This is a genomic window from Bifidobacterium ruminantium DSM 6489 (genome assembly GCF_000770925.1).
Classification (GTDB): domain Bacteria; phylum Actinomycetota; class Actinomycetes; order Actinomycetales; family Bifidobacteriaceae; genus Bifidobacterium; species Bifidobacterium ruminantium.
This window is the reverse complement of sequence record NZ_JDTK01000022.1, coordinates 20,724-35,227: the sequence shown is the minus strand read 5'-3', so window position 1 is coordinate 35,227 and position 14,504 is coordinate 20,724. Positions and strand designations below refer to the sequence as shown.

Genomic DNA, 14,504 nt, shown 5'->3' with positions numbered 1-14,504 from the left:
TAACAACGTCCAACAAACGGGGCGCAGTTCACGGCAGATGATACTAGCGATTCGTGACAAATTATCGCGATGGGAAAGAAATAAAAAGTGTCCATACGATGATGTCTTACATTTGCCATAGGGGGGTAATTGGCAGGCGTGATAACGGGGTGTCATGTCGTGGACTGAATCACCCGAAAGCTGCCCGTGAACGCTATACTGTACCAAGGTTGGACTTCTATTAAAGACAGGTTAGATAGCGATATGGCAGCATCGAAGCACATACTTGCATTCGAGATCGGAACGTTCTTCACCCGCTACGTGGTGTTCGAGGACGGACGCATGGGAATCCCCGGCACCATCGCGACGCCGGTCGACAGCGTGGAATCCTTCTATCAGGCGCTCGCCCACATCGCCAACAATCAGCGCTGCCAGCTCGACGGCATCGCCATCAGCGTGCCGGGATTCATCGACGTCAGCAAGCAGCTGGCCGTGACCGCCGGCGCGTTGGGCATGCTGTACAAGCACGAGATCGGCAAGGAGCTGCAGGAATACCTTGACAATCCGGTGCCCACGTGGATGGAGAACGACGCCAATTGCGCGGCCATGGCGGAGAAGCTTTCCGGCAATGCCGTCAAACTTGACGATTTCGCGCTGATCACCATCGACAGCGGTGTGGGCGGAGCGTTGTTCCTCGACGGCAAGATCCGCCGAGGCAAGGATTGGCGTGCGGGCGAGCTCGGCATGATGATTCCGAACTACGAGACCGGCGGGTTCTGCACCATGCAGGATTACCTGTCGACCATCGTGCTCGCGGAGGATTACGTCAAAGAATTCGACGTGCCGACGGGATCCATCGTTCCGGCCTCGCTGTTCCGTAGGCTGGACGAGCCCCGTGTGCGCAAAATCGTCGATAAATGGATCGATTATCTGGCTATCGCGGTCTTCAATATCGCGGCCATCGCCGATCCGGAATGCATATTGCTGGGCGGCGGCATCTGCAGGGAGCAGCAGATCCTGCCGATGGTCAACGCGGCGCTCGGCAGGATTCCGCAATGGGCCGATTTCCGCACGTCAGTGAAGCGTTGCCGTCATACCAACAACGCCGGTCTGATCGGCGCCTACTATGCGTTCGAAACCGAAGGCGAAGGTCTGGAGCAGGTGCCGATCCGCTAATTCGGAAGAATTCTCTCAGATCGTCTGCTGGCGTGCGGAAAGCGTCATCGGCGGCAGACAACGGTCCGGAGCGGGATCGTATTCGCTTGGATCGGTATAGCCGGCCCATTCGCTCGGCGGGAAGATGATGTCGGAGATCGAAATCCATTCCTCGAGCAGGTTCATCGAATCATCGCCGAGCCAACGGTACTGCAGGCCGTCCATCGCGCTCATCGCCAGTGTGTACAGGTCGTAGAAGCGTTCCTCGTCCACTTCCGGCGGCAGAACCCAGTTCATCGAACCGATCATCTCCCAATTGCGCATGTGACGGCCGATGAAGAAGCTGTGCGCGGGATGCGTCGGGCTGAGCGCCTCGCCGTTGAGCACGGAGTACAGCTGCACCAGCTCGGGCCGTTGCAGATTGTACAGCGCGATGTTCAGGCAGTACCGCGGGTAAAAGTACACGCGATGCCCGTCGGCGTCGGTGACGGCGGCCGTGACGGCATTGTATTCGTCCGCATCGGGGGTGTCGTAGCATTCGGACAGCACCATGTTGAGCAGGTCGTCCTTCGATGAGATGTAATGATAGAGCGCGGCCTCGGTGATGCCGATCTCGTCGGCGATGTCCTGCAGGCTCATGCCCCAGAAGCCCTTGGTGGCGAGGATTTTGACCGCCGCCTGAAGGATCTGCAGGTGGCGCTCCTCTTGGCTCATGCGCTTCTTCTTCTCGAAGGTCTTGTCCGCCAGCGCATTGCGCGCCTGGATGGAGTACGGGGTCGAGCTGTTGACTCGGGAAGCCGCAGGCCAGTTGTCCTGCTCCTGCAGGAACCGGTTCCATGCCGCGACGCTCATTCGGTCTCCTTCGAGAACATTGGTGTGGGGGAATATCGCCCTTACTGTACTCCGGCGTGTGGCTATCGGAATGTCCGACGACCACACGCCGGCGCGGATCACTTCGCGAACGTCCTGCGCATCCAGTCGATCGCGAGCTTCGGCCATGCCTGCACGCACGGCTCGATGCCGTTCACGCCCTGCCATGCCGTTTCGGCGTTGCCCAGCGCCAGGCCGTGGCCGCCTTCGGGGAACAGATGCGCCTCGATGCTTACTCCGGCCTTCTTGCAGGCGTCGATGAGCATCAGCGTGTTCTCGCACGGCACGCAGCCGTCGGGAAGCGTGTGCCAGACGAAGACCGGCGGGGTCTTGGCATCGATGTGCTTTTCGATGGAGACGGCGTCGAGCGCCTCCTGGTCGTCCTTCTTCTCGCCGAGCAGCGCGTCGAAGCTGCCACGGTGCGCAAGCGGTCCGGATGTGATTACCGGGTAGGCGAGCATCAGCGCGTTCGGACGCACCGCGTCCGGATCATAGCCGTGTGCCGCGAGCACGTCGTCGCTGACGCTGGTCGCCAGATTGGCGGCGAGATGGCCACCGGCGGAAAAGCCGATGACGGCGATTCGATCGCCGTCGACATGCCATTCGGCGGCGTGCGCACGCATGCGTCGCACCGCTTCTGCCGCTTCCAGCAGCGCGACGGGGAACACGGAGGGCTTGACGGAATAGCGCAGCACGAAGGCGTTGAAGCCTGCCGCGAGGAACTGCATGGCGATCGGTTCGGCCTCGCGATCGGACGTCATTTCATAGCCGCCGCCGGGAATCACCAGCACGGATGGACGTCTGCGGTCCGGGTCGATTTCTTCACTGTTGTCAAGGCAATAGCCGACGAATGTGGCCGTGCTGCCGTCGATGCCGGGAATCTTGTGTTCGAAATATTGCATGGCATCCATCCTATTCGTATGAAGCTTGTGGTTATGTCGGTATTCCCCCGTACGCGGGTTGCGCGTTTCTTGGGGTTCGTACGTATTGGAAACGGGCGGCCGTGGAAGCATCTTCACGGCCGCCCGTTTCCAATACGCGGATGGTCAATCCGTCAGAAGGTGACGGTGACGTTGATTGGCTTGGTGGTGTCGGTCGGGACCGGGACGGTGTCGCCGTCGATCTTCTCGCCGTTCACCGCGACGGAGCGCTCGCCGGTGCGCTTCATCGCGATGGTGTAGGTTACACCGCGGAACACGCGGGTCACCGTCAGATTGGTGAACTTGGCCGGCAGATGCGGTTCGATGGCCGGACCGTCGAGCGTCGGGCGGACGCCCAGCAGGTACTGCGACACGTCCACGAAGGTCCATGCCGCGGTTCCGGTCAGCCAGGAGTTCTTGCCTTCGCCTGGGGTGGCGGCTTCGGGGCCGGCGACCATCTGGCAGTACACGTACGGTTCCACCTTGCGCACGTCGGACTTGTCCTCCACGTAGGCCGGACAGTTGCGCTGGTAGACGGCGAAGGCCTCGTCGTCGTTGCCGGCCAGGGCGTTGGCGATGGAGATCCACGGGTTGTTGTGGCAGAAGATGCCGCCGTTCTCCTTATATCCGCGCGGATAGGAGGAGATTTCGCCGAGTTCGATGCGGTAGGTGGAGTAGGCGGGGGCGAGGATGGCGGTGCCCCAATCGCAGGTCAAACGGTCCTTGACGGACTTCAGGGCCTGCTGCGCCTTGCCGTCGTCCAGGCCGATGCCGGCCATCACGCACATGCCCTGCGGTTCGATGTAGATCTGGCCTTCGGTGTCCTCATGCGTGCCGACCTTGCGCGAGTAGGCGTTATAGGCGCGTACGAACCATTCGCCGTCCCAGCCGGCGGTCTTGACCGCCTCGGAGACCTGTCCGATTTCCGCGCGGATGTTGGCCGCCTCCTTGGCCACGTTTGCGTCATCCATGCCGGTGAGCTTGCCGTAGTGCTCGATGATGTCGGCGTATTGGCCGCCATAGAGTACGAACATGCCGCTGATGAACACGGATTCCGCCACGCCGGTGTCGTTGTTCTCCACGGTCTGGAAGCTCTCGCCCGGAGTGTCGGAGAAGCAGTTGAGGTTCAGGCAGTCGTTCCAGTCGGCGCGGTAGGTGCTCAGCAGTTCCGTCCAGTAGGAGTCGAGCGGGGTCTTGCACGGCAGGAAGGTGGGGGACCAGGTCTCGACCGGCTTGACATCGTCCGCGTCGGAGTCCATGAGGCTCAGGTAGTAGCAGCGGGAGCCGTTGTCGGCCGGAACGTTGTTGTAACGGTAGCGGGTGATGCGGCGCAGCTTGGCGTCCTTGTAGAAGGAGTAGCCGCCGCCAGTGTTGGAGATGAGGGAGAAGAAGTCCTCGTTGCCAAGGTAGTTAATCTACGGCAGCGGGGTGGCCGGGGTCTCAATCACATATTCCTTTGCCGCGTCATCGAAATGGCCGTAGCGCATGGATGTCCTTTCGTCGGTGAAATGATCCGAACGGAACGCGCTTGCGATGTAACGTTCATTGATTTAACCAATAGATTAGCATGTTATTTATAAACTTATAAATAGCGATTTGCACGTGTGTTGTGTGAAAGCCGACGATGTGTTCCGTCAATATTCCGAGGTTGGGATATACTGCCTCTGTTGCCCTCGTAGCTCAGTTGGTTAGAGCAGCACCCTTATAAGGTGTTTGTCCTGGGTTCAAGTCCCAGCGAGGGCACATGAAGGATTCGTCGGAAAGGCGGATCCTTTTTCGTATGTGCTTTCGTGTGCGCGTCCCTGCGCCGCACGTGATGGAATGCGGACGGTGTCCCGACCATCTCCTACACTTCCAAAGGTTATCCGGTTCACGCCACGCCAGCGGGGTGCGGCGACCCGGGTCCCCCGAATCTCTAGGAGACAAACTATGAAGCAGGGTATCCATCCTGATTATCACGCAGTGCAGGTCACCTGCTCTTGCGGCAACACCTTCGTCACCCGTTCCACCTACAACGGCGATCACATGACCGTCGATGTGTGCTCCAACTGCCACCCGTTCTACACCGGCAAGCAGAAGATCCTCGACACTGGTGGTCGTGTGGCTCGCTTCGAGAAGCGTTACGGCAAGAAGGCCAAGTGAGTCTTATTGCTTAGGCAATGAAAACGCCGGTCCGGTCGGGCCGGCGTTTTTTTATCGGCGATTCGATTCCGTCGGGCTGCACTTCCGCGCCACCTTATATGATGGACAGGTTGAGTAAGGTTCAGCGATGAGTGCTCCGCTGAAGCGTAGAAACGAAGAAAAGGCTTACATTGGCAGACGAACAGTTCCCCGCGGCGGTCACCGCGCTTGAGGAATACCACAATATCGAACAACGGATGGCCGAGCCGGATGTCGCGTCCAATCCGGACAAGATGCGCAAGCTTGGTCGCCGTCATGCGGAATTGGAGGCCATCGTCTCCGCGTACACCGCCTACAAGCAGGTGAAGGACGATTTGGAAGCGGCTCGCGAGATGGCTTCCGAGGACGCCGATTTCGCCGAGGAGGCCAAGCGTCTGGAAGGCGAGCTGCCGGCGGCCGAGGAGAAGCTGCGCACCGCGCTGATTCCACGTGATCCCGACGACGCGCGCGACACGATCATGGAGATCAAGGCCGGCACCGGCGGCGAGGAGGCCGCGTTGTTCGCCGGCGATCTGCTGCGCATGTACACCAGATACGCCGAAAAGCGCGGATGGACCGTCACCGTGCAATCCGAGAACACCACCGAGCTTGGCGGCGTCAAGGACGTGCAGTTGGCGATCCGCGCCAAAGGAACCCCCGCCCCCGAAGACGGCGTGTGGGCGTCGCTCAAGTACGAGGGTGGCGTGCACCGCGTGCAGCGCATCCCCGTCACCGAATCGCAGGGACGCATCCAGACCTCCGCGGCGGGCGTCATCGTGTTCCCGGAGGCCGACGAGGACGACGATGAGATTGAAATCGATCCGAAGGATCTCAAAATCGACATCTTCATGAGCTCCGGCCCGGGCGGCCAGTCCGTGAACACCACGTATTCCGCGGTCCGCATGACGCACATCCCCACCGGCATCACCGTGAACATGCAGGACGAGAAGAGCCAGATCCAAAACCGCGCGGCGGCACTGCGCGTTCTGAAGAGCCGCCTGCTGGCCATGAAACACGAGCAGGAGGCCGCCGAGGCCGCCGATATGCGCCATTCCCAGGTGCGCTCGCTGGACCGTTCGGAACGTATCCGCACGTACAACTTCCCGGAAAACCGCATCGTCGACCATCGCACGAACTACAAGGCGTACAACCTCGACGCGGTGCTTGACGGCGACCTGCAGGCCGTCATCGACAGCGACATCCAGGCGGACGAAGCCGATCGTCTCGCCAACCAGAAGTAGGGCGGCTGGGTGACGACCGTATTCGACGTGGTGCGTTCCTCCGCCGACGTCCTGCGCAAGGCGGGCGTCGACACTCCGGAACATGACGCCAAACTGCTGCTCGCCGAAGCCCTCCACGTAGATCTGCGGGATGTGGACAAAGCCATGCTCATGGGCGACGATACGGAGCGCCTGGCCGGAAAGAACGATGCGGAGTCCGCTCTGGAACGATTCCGCGCCATGCTGGACCGTCGCGCGAGGCGCGAGCCGTTGCAGCACATCACCGGACATGCGCCGTTCCGTTATCTTGATCTGAAGGTCGGGCCGGGCGTGTTCGTCCCGCGCCCGGAAACCGAGCTGGTCGTGCAGGAGGGCATCGACTGGACGACCAGCCATGGCATGTATTCGGCTCGGGTGGTCGACCTGTGCGCCGGAAGCGGCGCGATAGGTTTGTCCTTCGCCATGGAAGTGCCCGGCAGCGAGGTGTGGGCCGTCGAGAAAAGCGCCACGGCCGCTGAGTGGACCCGTCGCAATCTCGACGAAACCGTGCGACGGCATCCAAACATCGCCGGCAATTATCATCTGGAAATCTCCGACGCCACGCAGATGCCGACGCTGAACCAGCTCGACGGCACGATCGACATCGTGCTCACCAATCCTCCGTACGTGCCGCTTGCCGACATTCCCGAACAGCCCGAGGCGCGCGATTACGACCCCGATCTGGCGCTATACGGCGGTTCGGCGGACGGCACGCTCATTCCGGAACGCATCATCGCACGCGCGGCGAAACTGCTTCGCGCGGATGGACTTATGGTGATGGAGCACGACATCACGCAGGGGGAGCGGCTTGCCGCCTTCGCACGAACCTGCGGCTTCGTCGACGTTACCGTGCATAACGACTACACCGGACGGCCACGTTATCTGACGGCGGAAAAACAGCCGGCACAGTAACTTATATTCTTTTGCGCCATGCTGACGGGGATATAACCAGAAGTTGAGTCTCACTATAAGAACATTTTATGCAGGCCGCCGTCCGCCAGGCTATAAAGAACAATCGGAATGCACAGAGAGAGAACGGGCGTCCGTCATGAGTGGTCGCCGTGGTTCCGCGCACGGGGGTTGAGATGAACATGATTTTTTCCAAGGTGCGCGTTGAAAGGAATGTGCAGCGTTTTCAAGAAAAGAGGAAGAACGGAATGAACGCGAAGTTCTCCGCCAAGTGCGTCGCCCTGATCGCGGCAGGCGCAATGTCGATGTCCCTCGCTGCCTGCTCCGGCGGCAGCATGGACGATTCCAGCAGCTCCAACGGTAGCGCGGCCAACAGCGATACCATCACGCTGGGCTCCGTCACCACCAACTCCGGCACCGCCGCCGCATACGGCGAGGCCGAGGTCGCCGGCTTCAAGCTGGCTGTGGATGAGATCAACGCCAAGGGCGGCATCAACGGCAAGAAGGTCAAGCTCGAGTCCATGGACGACAAGGGCGACGCCACCGAAGCCTCCAACGCCTTCAACAAGCTCGCCGGCGACAACAGCGTGCTCGGCGTGGTCGGCCCGACCATCTCCTCCACCACCGCGGCCGTGGCTCCGCTGGCCGACCAGTCCAAGCTGCCGGCCATCGCACCGGCCGCCACCTCCGACTCCATCGAGACCGGTGGCTATATGTTCCGCACCTGCTTCAAGGACTCCTACCAGGGTGAGATCGCTGCCAAGTTCGCAGCCGAGACCCTGAAGGTCAAGAAGGTCGCCGTGCTGTACGGCACCGGCGATCCGTACTCCTCCGGCGTGGGCAAGGCCTTCGCCGCTGCCGCCAAGAAGGCCGGCCTTGACGTCGTGGCCGAAGAGAACTCCTCCAGCGCCGACGACACCGAGTACTCCTCCCAGCTGCAGAAGATCCAGGCCGCTGGCGCCGAGTTCCTGTACGCTCCGTACTACTACTCCGTCGCTGGCCCGTACATCATCCCGCAGGCCCGCTCCGTCGGCTACAAGGGCTATGTGATGGGTCCTGACGGCTACGACGGCCTGAAGATGACCGACGACAAGTCGCTGTACAACAAGGTGCTCTACACCACCCACTACTCTCCGGACGACACCTCCAACGCCAAGGTGCAGGACTTCATCAAGTCCTACAAGAAGGCCAACAAGAACGCCGATCCGAACACCTTCACCGCACTGGGCTACGACTCCGTGTACATGATGAAGCAGGCCATCGAGAAGGCCGGCAAGAACGCCACCCGCGAGTCCGTGCGCAACGCCATCGCCGGCATGAGCTTCGAAGGCGTGACCGGCAACTTCACGCTCGACAAGAAGGGCTCCCCGAAGAAGTCCGTCATCGTGCTTGAGCTCAAGGACGGCAAGCCGCAGTACAAGACCACCATCCAGCCGTCCAAGTGATCTCCAACCACTTGGAGGCAGGGGTGTGAAAGCCTGAACACGTAAGAGGAGGGAACCGGGAAACCGGTTCTCTCCCTTTCGCGTATCAAGGCGGATTCATCCACATCCATTCATAATCATTCGTATTTCATCGGGCCAAGCCGCCCGATACCAACCAAACTTTGAAAGGAGGAGTGATGGGCAATCAGATCATCATGTTCATCAGCCAGATCTTCAATGGTCTGAAAATCGGCAGCGTGTACTCGCTCGTGGCACTCGGTTACACCATGGTCTACGGCATCATCCGTCTGATCAACTTCGCGCATGGCGATTTCATCATGGTCGGCTCCTACGTGCTGATGCTTACCATTCCGGCGATCGTCGCCTTCGGCCTGCCTGCATGGGTGGCCGTCATTCCCGCGATTCTCATGTGCGTGGCGGTGGGCGTCATCGTGGAGAGGGCCGCATACAAGCCGGTGCGTGAGAAGGGCAATAGCATGACCGCCCTCATCACCGCAATCGCCATGAGCCTGTTGCTGGAGAACGGCTCCCAGGCCATCTTCGGCGCCGACTACCAGACCGTTCCCACCATCATCCAGATTCCGACGTTGTCGATCGGCAAGCTGAAGATCGACGGCGCCACCATCATCACCATCGTGCTCGGCGTGATCATCATGGTCGCGCTGCAGCTGTTCGTCACCTACACCAAGCAGGGCAAGGCCATGCGCGCCGTCTCCGAAGACAAGGAGGCCTCGATCCTGATGGGTATCAACGTGAACTCCACCATCACGCTCACGTTCGCCATCGGTTCGGGCCTCGCGGCGGTCGCATCGCTGATGTACTGCGTCTCCTATCCGCAGGTGTCCCCGATGATGGGCGCGATGCTGGGCCTGAAGGCCTTCGTCGCGGCTGTGCTCGGCGGCATCGGCTCCATCCCGGGCGCCATGGTCGGCGGTCTGGTGATCGGCGTGGTCGAAAGCCTGACCAAGGCGTACATCGGCACCATCACCGGCGGTATCATCACGTCCGCGTTCTCCGACGCCATCGTGTTCGGCATCCTCATCATCGTGCTCCTGGTCAAGCCGTCCGGCCTGATGGGCGAACCGGAAACCGAGAAGGTGTGACCTTATGAAGAAATCAATGCTTTCCACCAAACAGTCCTATCTGGTCTGCGCGATCGGTGTGGTCGCGCTGTTCGGCATCCTGATGGGCGTGTGCGAATCCGGTCTGGTCAACGCCTACATCAAGGGCATCATGATGACCTGCTGCATCGCCATCATCATGACCACCTCGCTGAACCTCACCATCGGCGTGCTTGGACAGCTCACGCTGGGCTGCTGCGGCTTCGAGGCGATTGGCGCGTACAGCGCGGCCCTGATGAGCAAGCTGCTCGTCGCCAACGGCGTCGCGATGGATCCGACCCTGCGATTCCTGCTCACCACCCTCGTCGGCGGTGTCGTCGCCTGCGTCTTCGGCGTGCTGGTCGGCATCCCGGCCCTGCGTCTGCATGGCGATTACCTTGCCATCATCACCCTCGGCTTCGGCGAAATCATCCGCGTAATCATCCAGAATCTGAAGGTCGCCGGCGGCATGGGTCTTGACAAGGGAGCCGCGGGACAGGCGCTGATCGGCATCGACCGACTCGCCAACCTGTACGTCGTGTTCTGGATCACCGTCGTCACCGTGGTGCTGCTGTTCATGTTCGCCCGCTCCCGTTACGGACGCGCCGTCAAGGCCATCCGCGACGACGAGATCGCGGCAAACGCGTCCGGCATCAACATCACCTATATGAAGGTGCTCGTCTTCGCCATCTCCGCGTTCTTCGCAGGCATCGCAGGCGGCATCTTCGCGCAGTACATCGGCTCGCTCAACCCGGCCATGGCCGGCTGGCTACAGTCGATCAACTACGTGATCATGGTCGTGTTCGGCGGCATGGGATCCCTGACCGGTTCCATCGTCTCCGCCATCGGCCTGACGATTCTTCCGGAGCTGCTCCGCGCGTTCTCCAGCTACCGCATGCTGGTGTATTCGGTGGCTCTGGTGCTCATCATGATCTTCCGTCCGCAAGGCATCTTCGGCAACTGGGAGTTCTCTTTGACCAAGGTCATCAACAAGATCTTCTATCCCGTGAAGGTCAGGGAGCACGGCAAGCCGAAGCAGGACGGGGCCGACGGCAAGTCCGAGAAGGCCGTGAAGTCCGGCAAGAGCGCCAAGGAAGCGGACAAGACCGCCGGAAAGGCCACCAAGACCAAGGAGGCGCAGGCATGAGCGAGCCAATCCTCAAGGCCGAGCATCTCGGCATCACCTTCGGAGGCCTGAAGGCCGTATCCGACTTCAACATGACCATCAATTCCGGCGAGCTCATCGGTCTGATCGGACCGAACGGCGCCGGCAAGACCACCGTGTTCAACCTGCTGACCGGCGTGTACCAGCCCACGGAAGGCGAGTTCTTCCTAGATGGCGAACGCATGAACGGCAAGAAGACGTATCAGGTGGTGCGCGCCGGAATCGCCAGAACCTTCCAGAACATCCGCCTGTTCGGACAGATGGCCGTCGAGGAGAACGTGCTGGTCGCGTTCAACGAATCGTTCAGCTACCATATGGGCGGCGCGATCTTCCGCACCCCGAAGTTCTGGAAGCAGGAACGCGAGATGCATGCCAAGGCCATCGATCTGCTCAAGATCTTCGGACTTGAGGGTCTGGCGGAAACCGAGGCGGCGAACCTGCCGTACGGCGCGCAGCGCAAGCTGGAAATCGCCCGTGCGCTTGCCACCGGCATGAAGCTGCTGCTGCTCGACGAGCCAGCCGCTGGCATGAACCCGACGGAGACCGAGGATCTGCTTAACTGCATCAACACCATCCGCGACCGTTTCGGCATCGCCATCCTGTTGATTGAACACGACATGAGCCTGGTGATGAACGTCTGCCAGCGCATCCAGGTGCTTGATTACGGACGCACCATCGCATCCGGCACGCCGGAGGAGATCGCCAACAATCCGCAGGTCATCTCCGCGTATCTGGGTTCCGATGATGACGACGATGACGAAAGCGAGGAGGAGGCCTGATGCTGGAAGTCAAGAACCTTTCCGTTTCGTATGGTGCCATCGAAGCCGTCAAGGACATCAGCTTCACCGTGAACGACGGCGAGATCGTGTCCCTGATCGGCGCGAACGGCGCTGGCAAGACCACCACGCTGCACACCATCACCGGCCTGGTGCCGGCGAAGTCCGGTTCCGTCATGTACAACGGCGTGGACCTGCTCAAGACGCACAGCAACAAAATCGTGACCCTCGGTATGGCTCACATTCCTGAAGGCCGCCACGTTTTCACGCGCATGGGCGTCGAGGAGAACCTCGAGATGGGTGCGTTCAGCCTGAAGGACCAGTCCGACATCAAGAAGGACCTCGATATGGTCTACGGCCTGTTCCCGCGTCTGAAGGAACGCCGCAACCAGAAGGCGGGCACGCTGTCCGGCGGCGAGCAGCAGATGCTTGCCATGGGACGCGCGCTGATGAGCCACCCGAAGACGATTCTCATGGACGAACCGTCCATGGGTCTGTCGCCGAAGCTCGTCAAGGAGATTTTCTCCATCATCCGAAAGCTGCACGAGCAGGGCATCACGGTGTTGTTGGTCGAGCAGAACGCCAAGATGGCATTGTCTATCGCCGACCGTGCGTACGTGCTGGAAACCGGCCGCATCACCATGGAGGGCGACGCCAAGGAGCTGCTCAACAACGAACAGGTGCGCAAGGCGTACCTGGGCGCATAGCCCTCGCCTCGGGACGATTGGTCTCGGGGGAGTACCGACATGGAAACGGGCATGATACATCCGGTATCGTGCCCGTTTTGTTTGCCTGGCATCGGGGATGGGTGTTTCCGTGGCGCGAGGGGCGCCATGGGCCATGCCGTACAATAGGTGAGTTGATTGGCTGAAAGGGAGGTGTCATGAGCGAGATTTGCACGATAAACGACGAATCCCTTGCCCGGGCCGTTGAAATCATCCATGATGGCGGATTGGTGGTTATTCCCACGGACACCGTGTATGGCGTCGCCTGCGATCCGCGCAATATCGAGGCGATCCGCAAGGTGTTCGCGGCCAAGAAACGGCCGAAATACAAGTCGTTGCAGGTGCTGCTGCCGTCTATCGAAAGCATGGAGAAGTTGCATCTGACATTGCCCGTGCCGCTGAATCGGCTGGCTGCCATGTTCATGCCGGGCGCTTTTTCACCGATAGCCGAAGCGGAGGACGATTGCTCGCTCGCCACCGTGCGACGCGATCCGGTGAGCGGCAGATCCACGCAGGGCGTGCGCATCCCCAATTCCGCAGTTGCATTGCGTGTCCTGCGTGCCACAGGGCCATTGGCGGCCACCAGCGCCAACCGTTCCGGCGAGGAAAGCGCGCAGACGGTCCAGGAGGCCAAGGAGGCGCTTGGCGACGCGGTGGATCTGTACCTGGATGGAGGCGCGACGCCCGGTCACGTGGCGTCCACGGTGGTCGAAGCCGATCCGCATGAGCGCGACGGCATCGTGATCCTTCGGGAGGGAGTGATCCGCGAGCCGGTCATCCGCAAGGCGTTGACACTGAACGGCGGTGCATTGGGCGTATGAGGATCTACCTGTTCATTGCCGCGATCGCAGGCGGCGTAACCTACCTGCTCACCCCGCTGATCCGGCATATCGCCATCGAGATCGGCGCCGTCGGCGAAGTGCGCGCGCGCGACGTGCATACCGTTCCGACGCCGCGCATGGGCGGACTGGGCATGCTCATCGGCTTCACCGTGGCCATGCTGTTCGCCTCGCATATTCCGTTCATCGAAGGGCTGTTCACCCAATCGCACCAAGCATGGGTCATCCTCGCCGGAGCCATCATGATCTGTCTGCTGGGCATGGCGGACGATTTGTGGGACCTCGACTGGATGCTTAAACTCGCCGGCCAGCTGCTCATCTCCGTTTTCGTGGCGTGGGGCGGACTGCAGATCATTTCGCTGCCGTTGGGATCGCTCGTCACCGCGTCGCCAAGCCTATCCATGGCCATCACGGCGTTCCTGATCGTCGTGTCCATCAACGCCGTCAATTTCGTGGACGGTCTGGACGGTCTCTCGTCGGGGATTGTGGCGATCGGCGGCATCGCCTTCGCCATCTATTCGTACATCATCGCGCGCAATTCGCCGTCGTACGCGTCCATGGCCACGCTGATCGACATCGCCATGGTGGGTATGTGCGTCGGTTTCCTGCTGCATAACTGGCATCCCGCGAAACTGTTCATGGGCGATTCCGGCTCCATGCTGCTCGGCTATCTGATCACCTGCGCGTCGATCGTCATGACGGGCCGTCTCGACCCGGCATCCATCCATACCAGCATCTATCTGCCGGTGTTCATGCCGATTCTGCTGCCGATGTTGGTGCTGTTCCTGCCCATTCTCGACATGTGCTTGGCGATCGTGCGGCGTCTGAGCAAAGGGCAGTCGCCGATGCACCCGGACCGCATGCATCTGCACCACCGCATGCTGCGCATCGGACACACCGTGCAGGGCGCGGTGCTGATTCTGTGGGGCTGGGCCGCGTTGATCGCATTCGGCTCGATCATGATCCTGTTCTTCCGGGCGAGTTACGTGCTGATCGGCTTCCTCATCGCGGCGGCGCTGCTGGCCGTCGCCACGATGTATCCGTATCTGAGGCACCGCATTCCGGAGATTCGCGAGGAGAACGCGGCCATCGAAGCCGATGCGCGGCATGCGTCGGTCGGACGTTCCCGTGGAGGCAGGTCTCGCGGCGGACGCTGATCGCATTCCCGCGCCGTCCGCACGAATCTGATGAAACGCTTTGCC

Annotated in this window: 14 protein-coding genes and 1 tRNA gene; 12 read left to right on the top strand and 3 right to left on the bottom strand. The window is 60.9% G+C overall.

Features of this window, described 5'->3' with window-relative positions:
* Positions 1-243 precede the first annotated feature (243 nt).
* Complete coding sequence (locus OU26_RS08050; RefSeq protein ID WP_026647261.1) at positions 244-1,155, top strand: ROK family protein; 912 nt, start codon at positions 244-246, stop codon at positions 1,153-1,155.
* A gap of 15 nt (positions 1,156-1,170) precedes the next feature.
* On the opposite strand, the gene OU26_RS08045 is transcribed toward OU26_RS08050, so the two are convergent.
* The 3 genes from OU26_RS08045 to OU26_RS08035 form a co-directional block, all read right to left on the bottom strand.
* A complete protein-coding gene (locus OU26_RS08045; RefSeq protein WP_026647262.1) occupies positions 1,171-1,986 on the bottom strand; it encodes a TetR/AcrR family transcriptional regulator in 816 nt (271 codons plus the stop codon).
* A 98-nt stretch (positions 1,987-2,084) separates the two neighbouring features.
* Positions 2,085-2,906 (bottom strand): alpha/beta hydrolase, encoded by an 822-nt coding sequence (locus OU26_RS08040; RefSeq protein WP_026647263.1) that lies wholly within the window; start codon positions 2,904-2,906, stop codon positions 2,085-2,087.
* 152 nt (positions 2,907-3,058) lie between these two features.
* A complete protein-coding gene (locus tag OU26_RS08035; RefSeq protein WP_272944585.1) occupies positions 3,059-4,339 on the bottom strand; it encodes a GH36-type glycosyl hydrolase domain-containing protein in 1,281 nt (426 codons plus the stop codon).
* A gap of 254 nt (positions 4,340-4,593) precedes the next feature.
* On the opposite strand from OU26_RS08035, the gene OU26_RS08030 reads away from it, so the two are divergent.
* From OU26_RS08030 to OU26_RS07980, 11 genes are all read left to right on the top strand, one after another.
* Positions 4,594-4,667: transfer RNA gene (locus OU26_RS08030), tRNA-Ile, on the top strand.
* Between the two features lie 186 nt (positions 4,668-4,853).
* A complete protein-coding gene (gene rpmE / locus OU26_RS08025; RefSeq protein ID WP_003808371.1) occupies positions 4,854-5,066 on the top strand; it encodes a 50S ribosomal protein L31 in 213 nt (70 codons plus the stop codon).
* A gap of 170 nt (positions 5,067-5,236) precedes the next feature.
* On the top strand, positions 5,237-6,325 hold the full coding sequence (gene prfA / locus OU26_RS08020; protein ID WP_026646269.1) for a peptide chain release factor 1: 1,089 nt from the start codon (positions 5,237-5,239) through the stop codon (positions 6,323-6,325).
* 9 nt (positions 6,326-6,334) lie between these two features.
* Positions 6,335-7,255, top strand: coding sequence for a peptide chain release factor N(5)-glutamine methyltransferase (prmC, locus tag OU26_RS08015; protein ID WP_026646270.1), 921 nt, complete (start codon positions 6,335-6,337; stop codon positions 7,253-7,255).
* A 245-nt stretch (positions 7,256-7,500) separates the two neighbouring features.
* Positions 7,501-8,697, top strand: a complete 1,197-nt coding sequence (locus OU26_RS08010; protein ID WP_026646271.1) for an ABC transporter substrate-binding protein — start codon at positions 7,501-7,503, stop codon at positions 8,695-8,697.
* 176 nt (positions 8,698-8,873) lie between these two features.
* Positions 8,874-9,800 carry a branched-chain amino acid ABC transporter permease gene (locus OU26_RS08005; RefSeq protein ID WP_026646272.1) on the top strand — a complete coding sequence of 309 codons (927 nt, stop codon included), beginning with the start codon at positions 8,874-8,876 and terminating at the stop codon, positions 9,798-9,800.
* 4 nt (positions 9,801-9,804) lie between these two features.
* Positions 9,805-10,944: a branched-chain amino acid ABC transporter permease gene (locus tag OU26_RS08000; RefSeq protein ID WP_026646273.1), complete on the top strand. Its 1,140-nt coding sequence runs from the start codon at positions 9,805-9,807 to the stop codon at positions 10,942-10,944.
* Positions 10,941-11,741, top strand: a complete 801-nt coding sequence (locus OU26_RS07995; protein ID WP_026646274.1) for an ABC transporter ATP-binding protein — start codon at positions 10,941-10,943, stop codon at positions 11,739-11,741. The genes OU26_RS08000 and OU26_RS07995 overlap by 4 nt, the downstream gene beginning before the upstream one ends.
* Complete coding sequence (locus tag OU26_RS07990; protein ID WP_026646275.1) at positions 11,741-12,445, top strand: ABC transporter ATP-binding protein; 705 nt, start codon at positions 11,741-11,743, stop codon at positions 12,443-12,445. Before OU26_RS07995 ends, OU26_RS07990 begins: the two co-directional genes overlap by 1 nt.
* A gap of 176 nt (positions 12,446-12,621) precedes the next feature.
* Positions 12,622-13,284 (top strand): L-threonylcarbamoyladenylate synthase, encoded by a 663-nt coding sequence (locus OU26_RS07985; protein ID WP_026646276.1) that lies wholly within the window; start codon positions 12,622-12,624, stop codon positions 13,282-13,284.
* Positions 13,281-14,459 carry an MraY family glycosyltransferase gene (locus OU26_RS07980; RefSeq protein WP_026646277.1) on the top strand — a complete coding sequence of 393 codons (1,179 nt, stop codon included), beginning with the start codon at positions 13,281-13,283 and terminating at the stop codon, positions 14,457-14,459. Before OU26_RS07985 ends, OU26_RS07980 begins: the two co-directional genes overlap by 4 nt.
* Positions 14,460-14,504 lie beyond the last annotated feature (45 nt).

Coding starts and splice junctions, on each gene's coding strand:
- OU26_RS08050 (WP_026647261.1), top strand. CDS start 244: ATGGCAGCATCGAAGCACATACTTGCATTCGAGATCGGAACGTTCTTC.
- OU26_RS08045 (WP_026647262.1), bottom strand. CDS start 1,986: ATGAGCGTCGCGGCATGGAACCGGTTCCTGCAGGAGCAGGACAACTGG.
- OU26_RS08040 (WP_026647263.1), bottom strand. CDS start 2,906: ATGCAATATTTCGAACACAAGATTCCCGGCATCGACGGCAGCACGGCC.
- rpmE (WP_003808371.1), top strand. CDS start 4,854: ATGAAGCAGGGTATCCATCCTGATTATCACGCAGTGCAGGTCACCTGC.
- OU26_RS08010 (WP_026646271.1), top strand. CDS start 7,501: ATGAACGCGAAGTTCTCCGCCAAGTGCGTCGCCCTGATCGCGGCAGGC.
- OU26_RS08005 (WP_026646272.1), top strand. CDS start 8,874: ATGGGCAATCAGATCATCATGTTCATCAGCCAGATCTTCAATGGTCTG.
- OU26_RS08000 (WP_026646273.1), top strand. CDS start 9,805: ATGAAGAAATCAATGCTTTCCACCAAACAGTCCTATCTGGTCTGCGCG.
- OU26_RS07995 (WP_026646274.1), top strand. CDS start 10,941: ATGAGCGAGCCAATCCTCAAGGCCGAGCATCTCGGCATCACCTTCGGA.
- OU26_RS07990 (WP_026646275.1), top strand. CDS start 11,741: ATGCTGGAAGTCAAGAACCTTTCCGTTTCGTATGGTGCCATCGAAGCC.
- OU26_RS07985 (WP_026646276.1), top strand. CDS start 12,622: ATGAGCGAGATTTGCACGATAAACGACGAATCCCTTGCCCGGGCCGTT.
- OU26_RS07980 (WP_026646277.1), top strand. CDS start 13,281: ATGAGGATCTACCTGTTCATTGCCGCGATCGCAGGCGGCGTAACCTAC.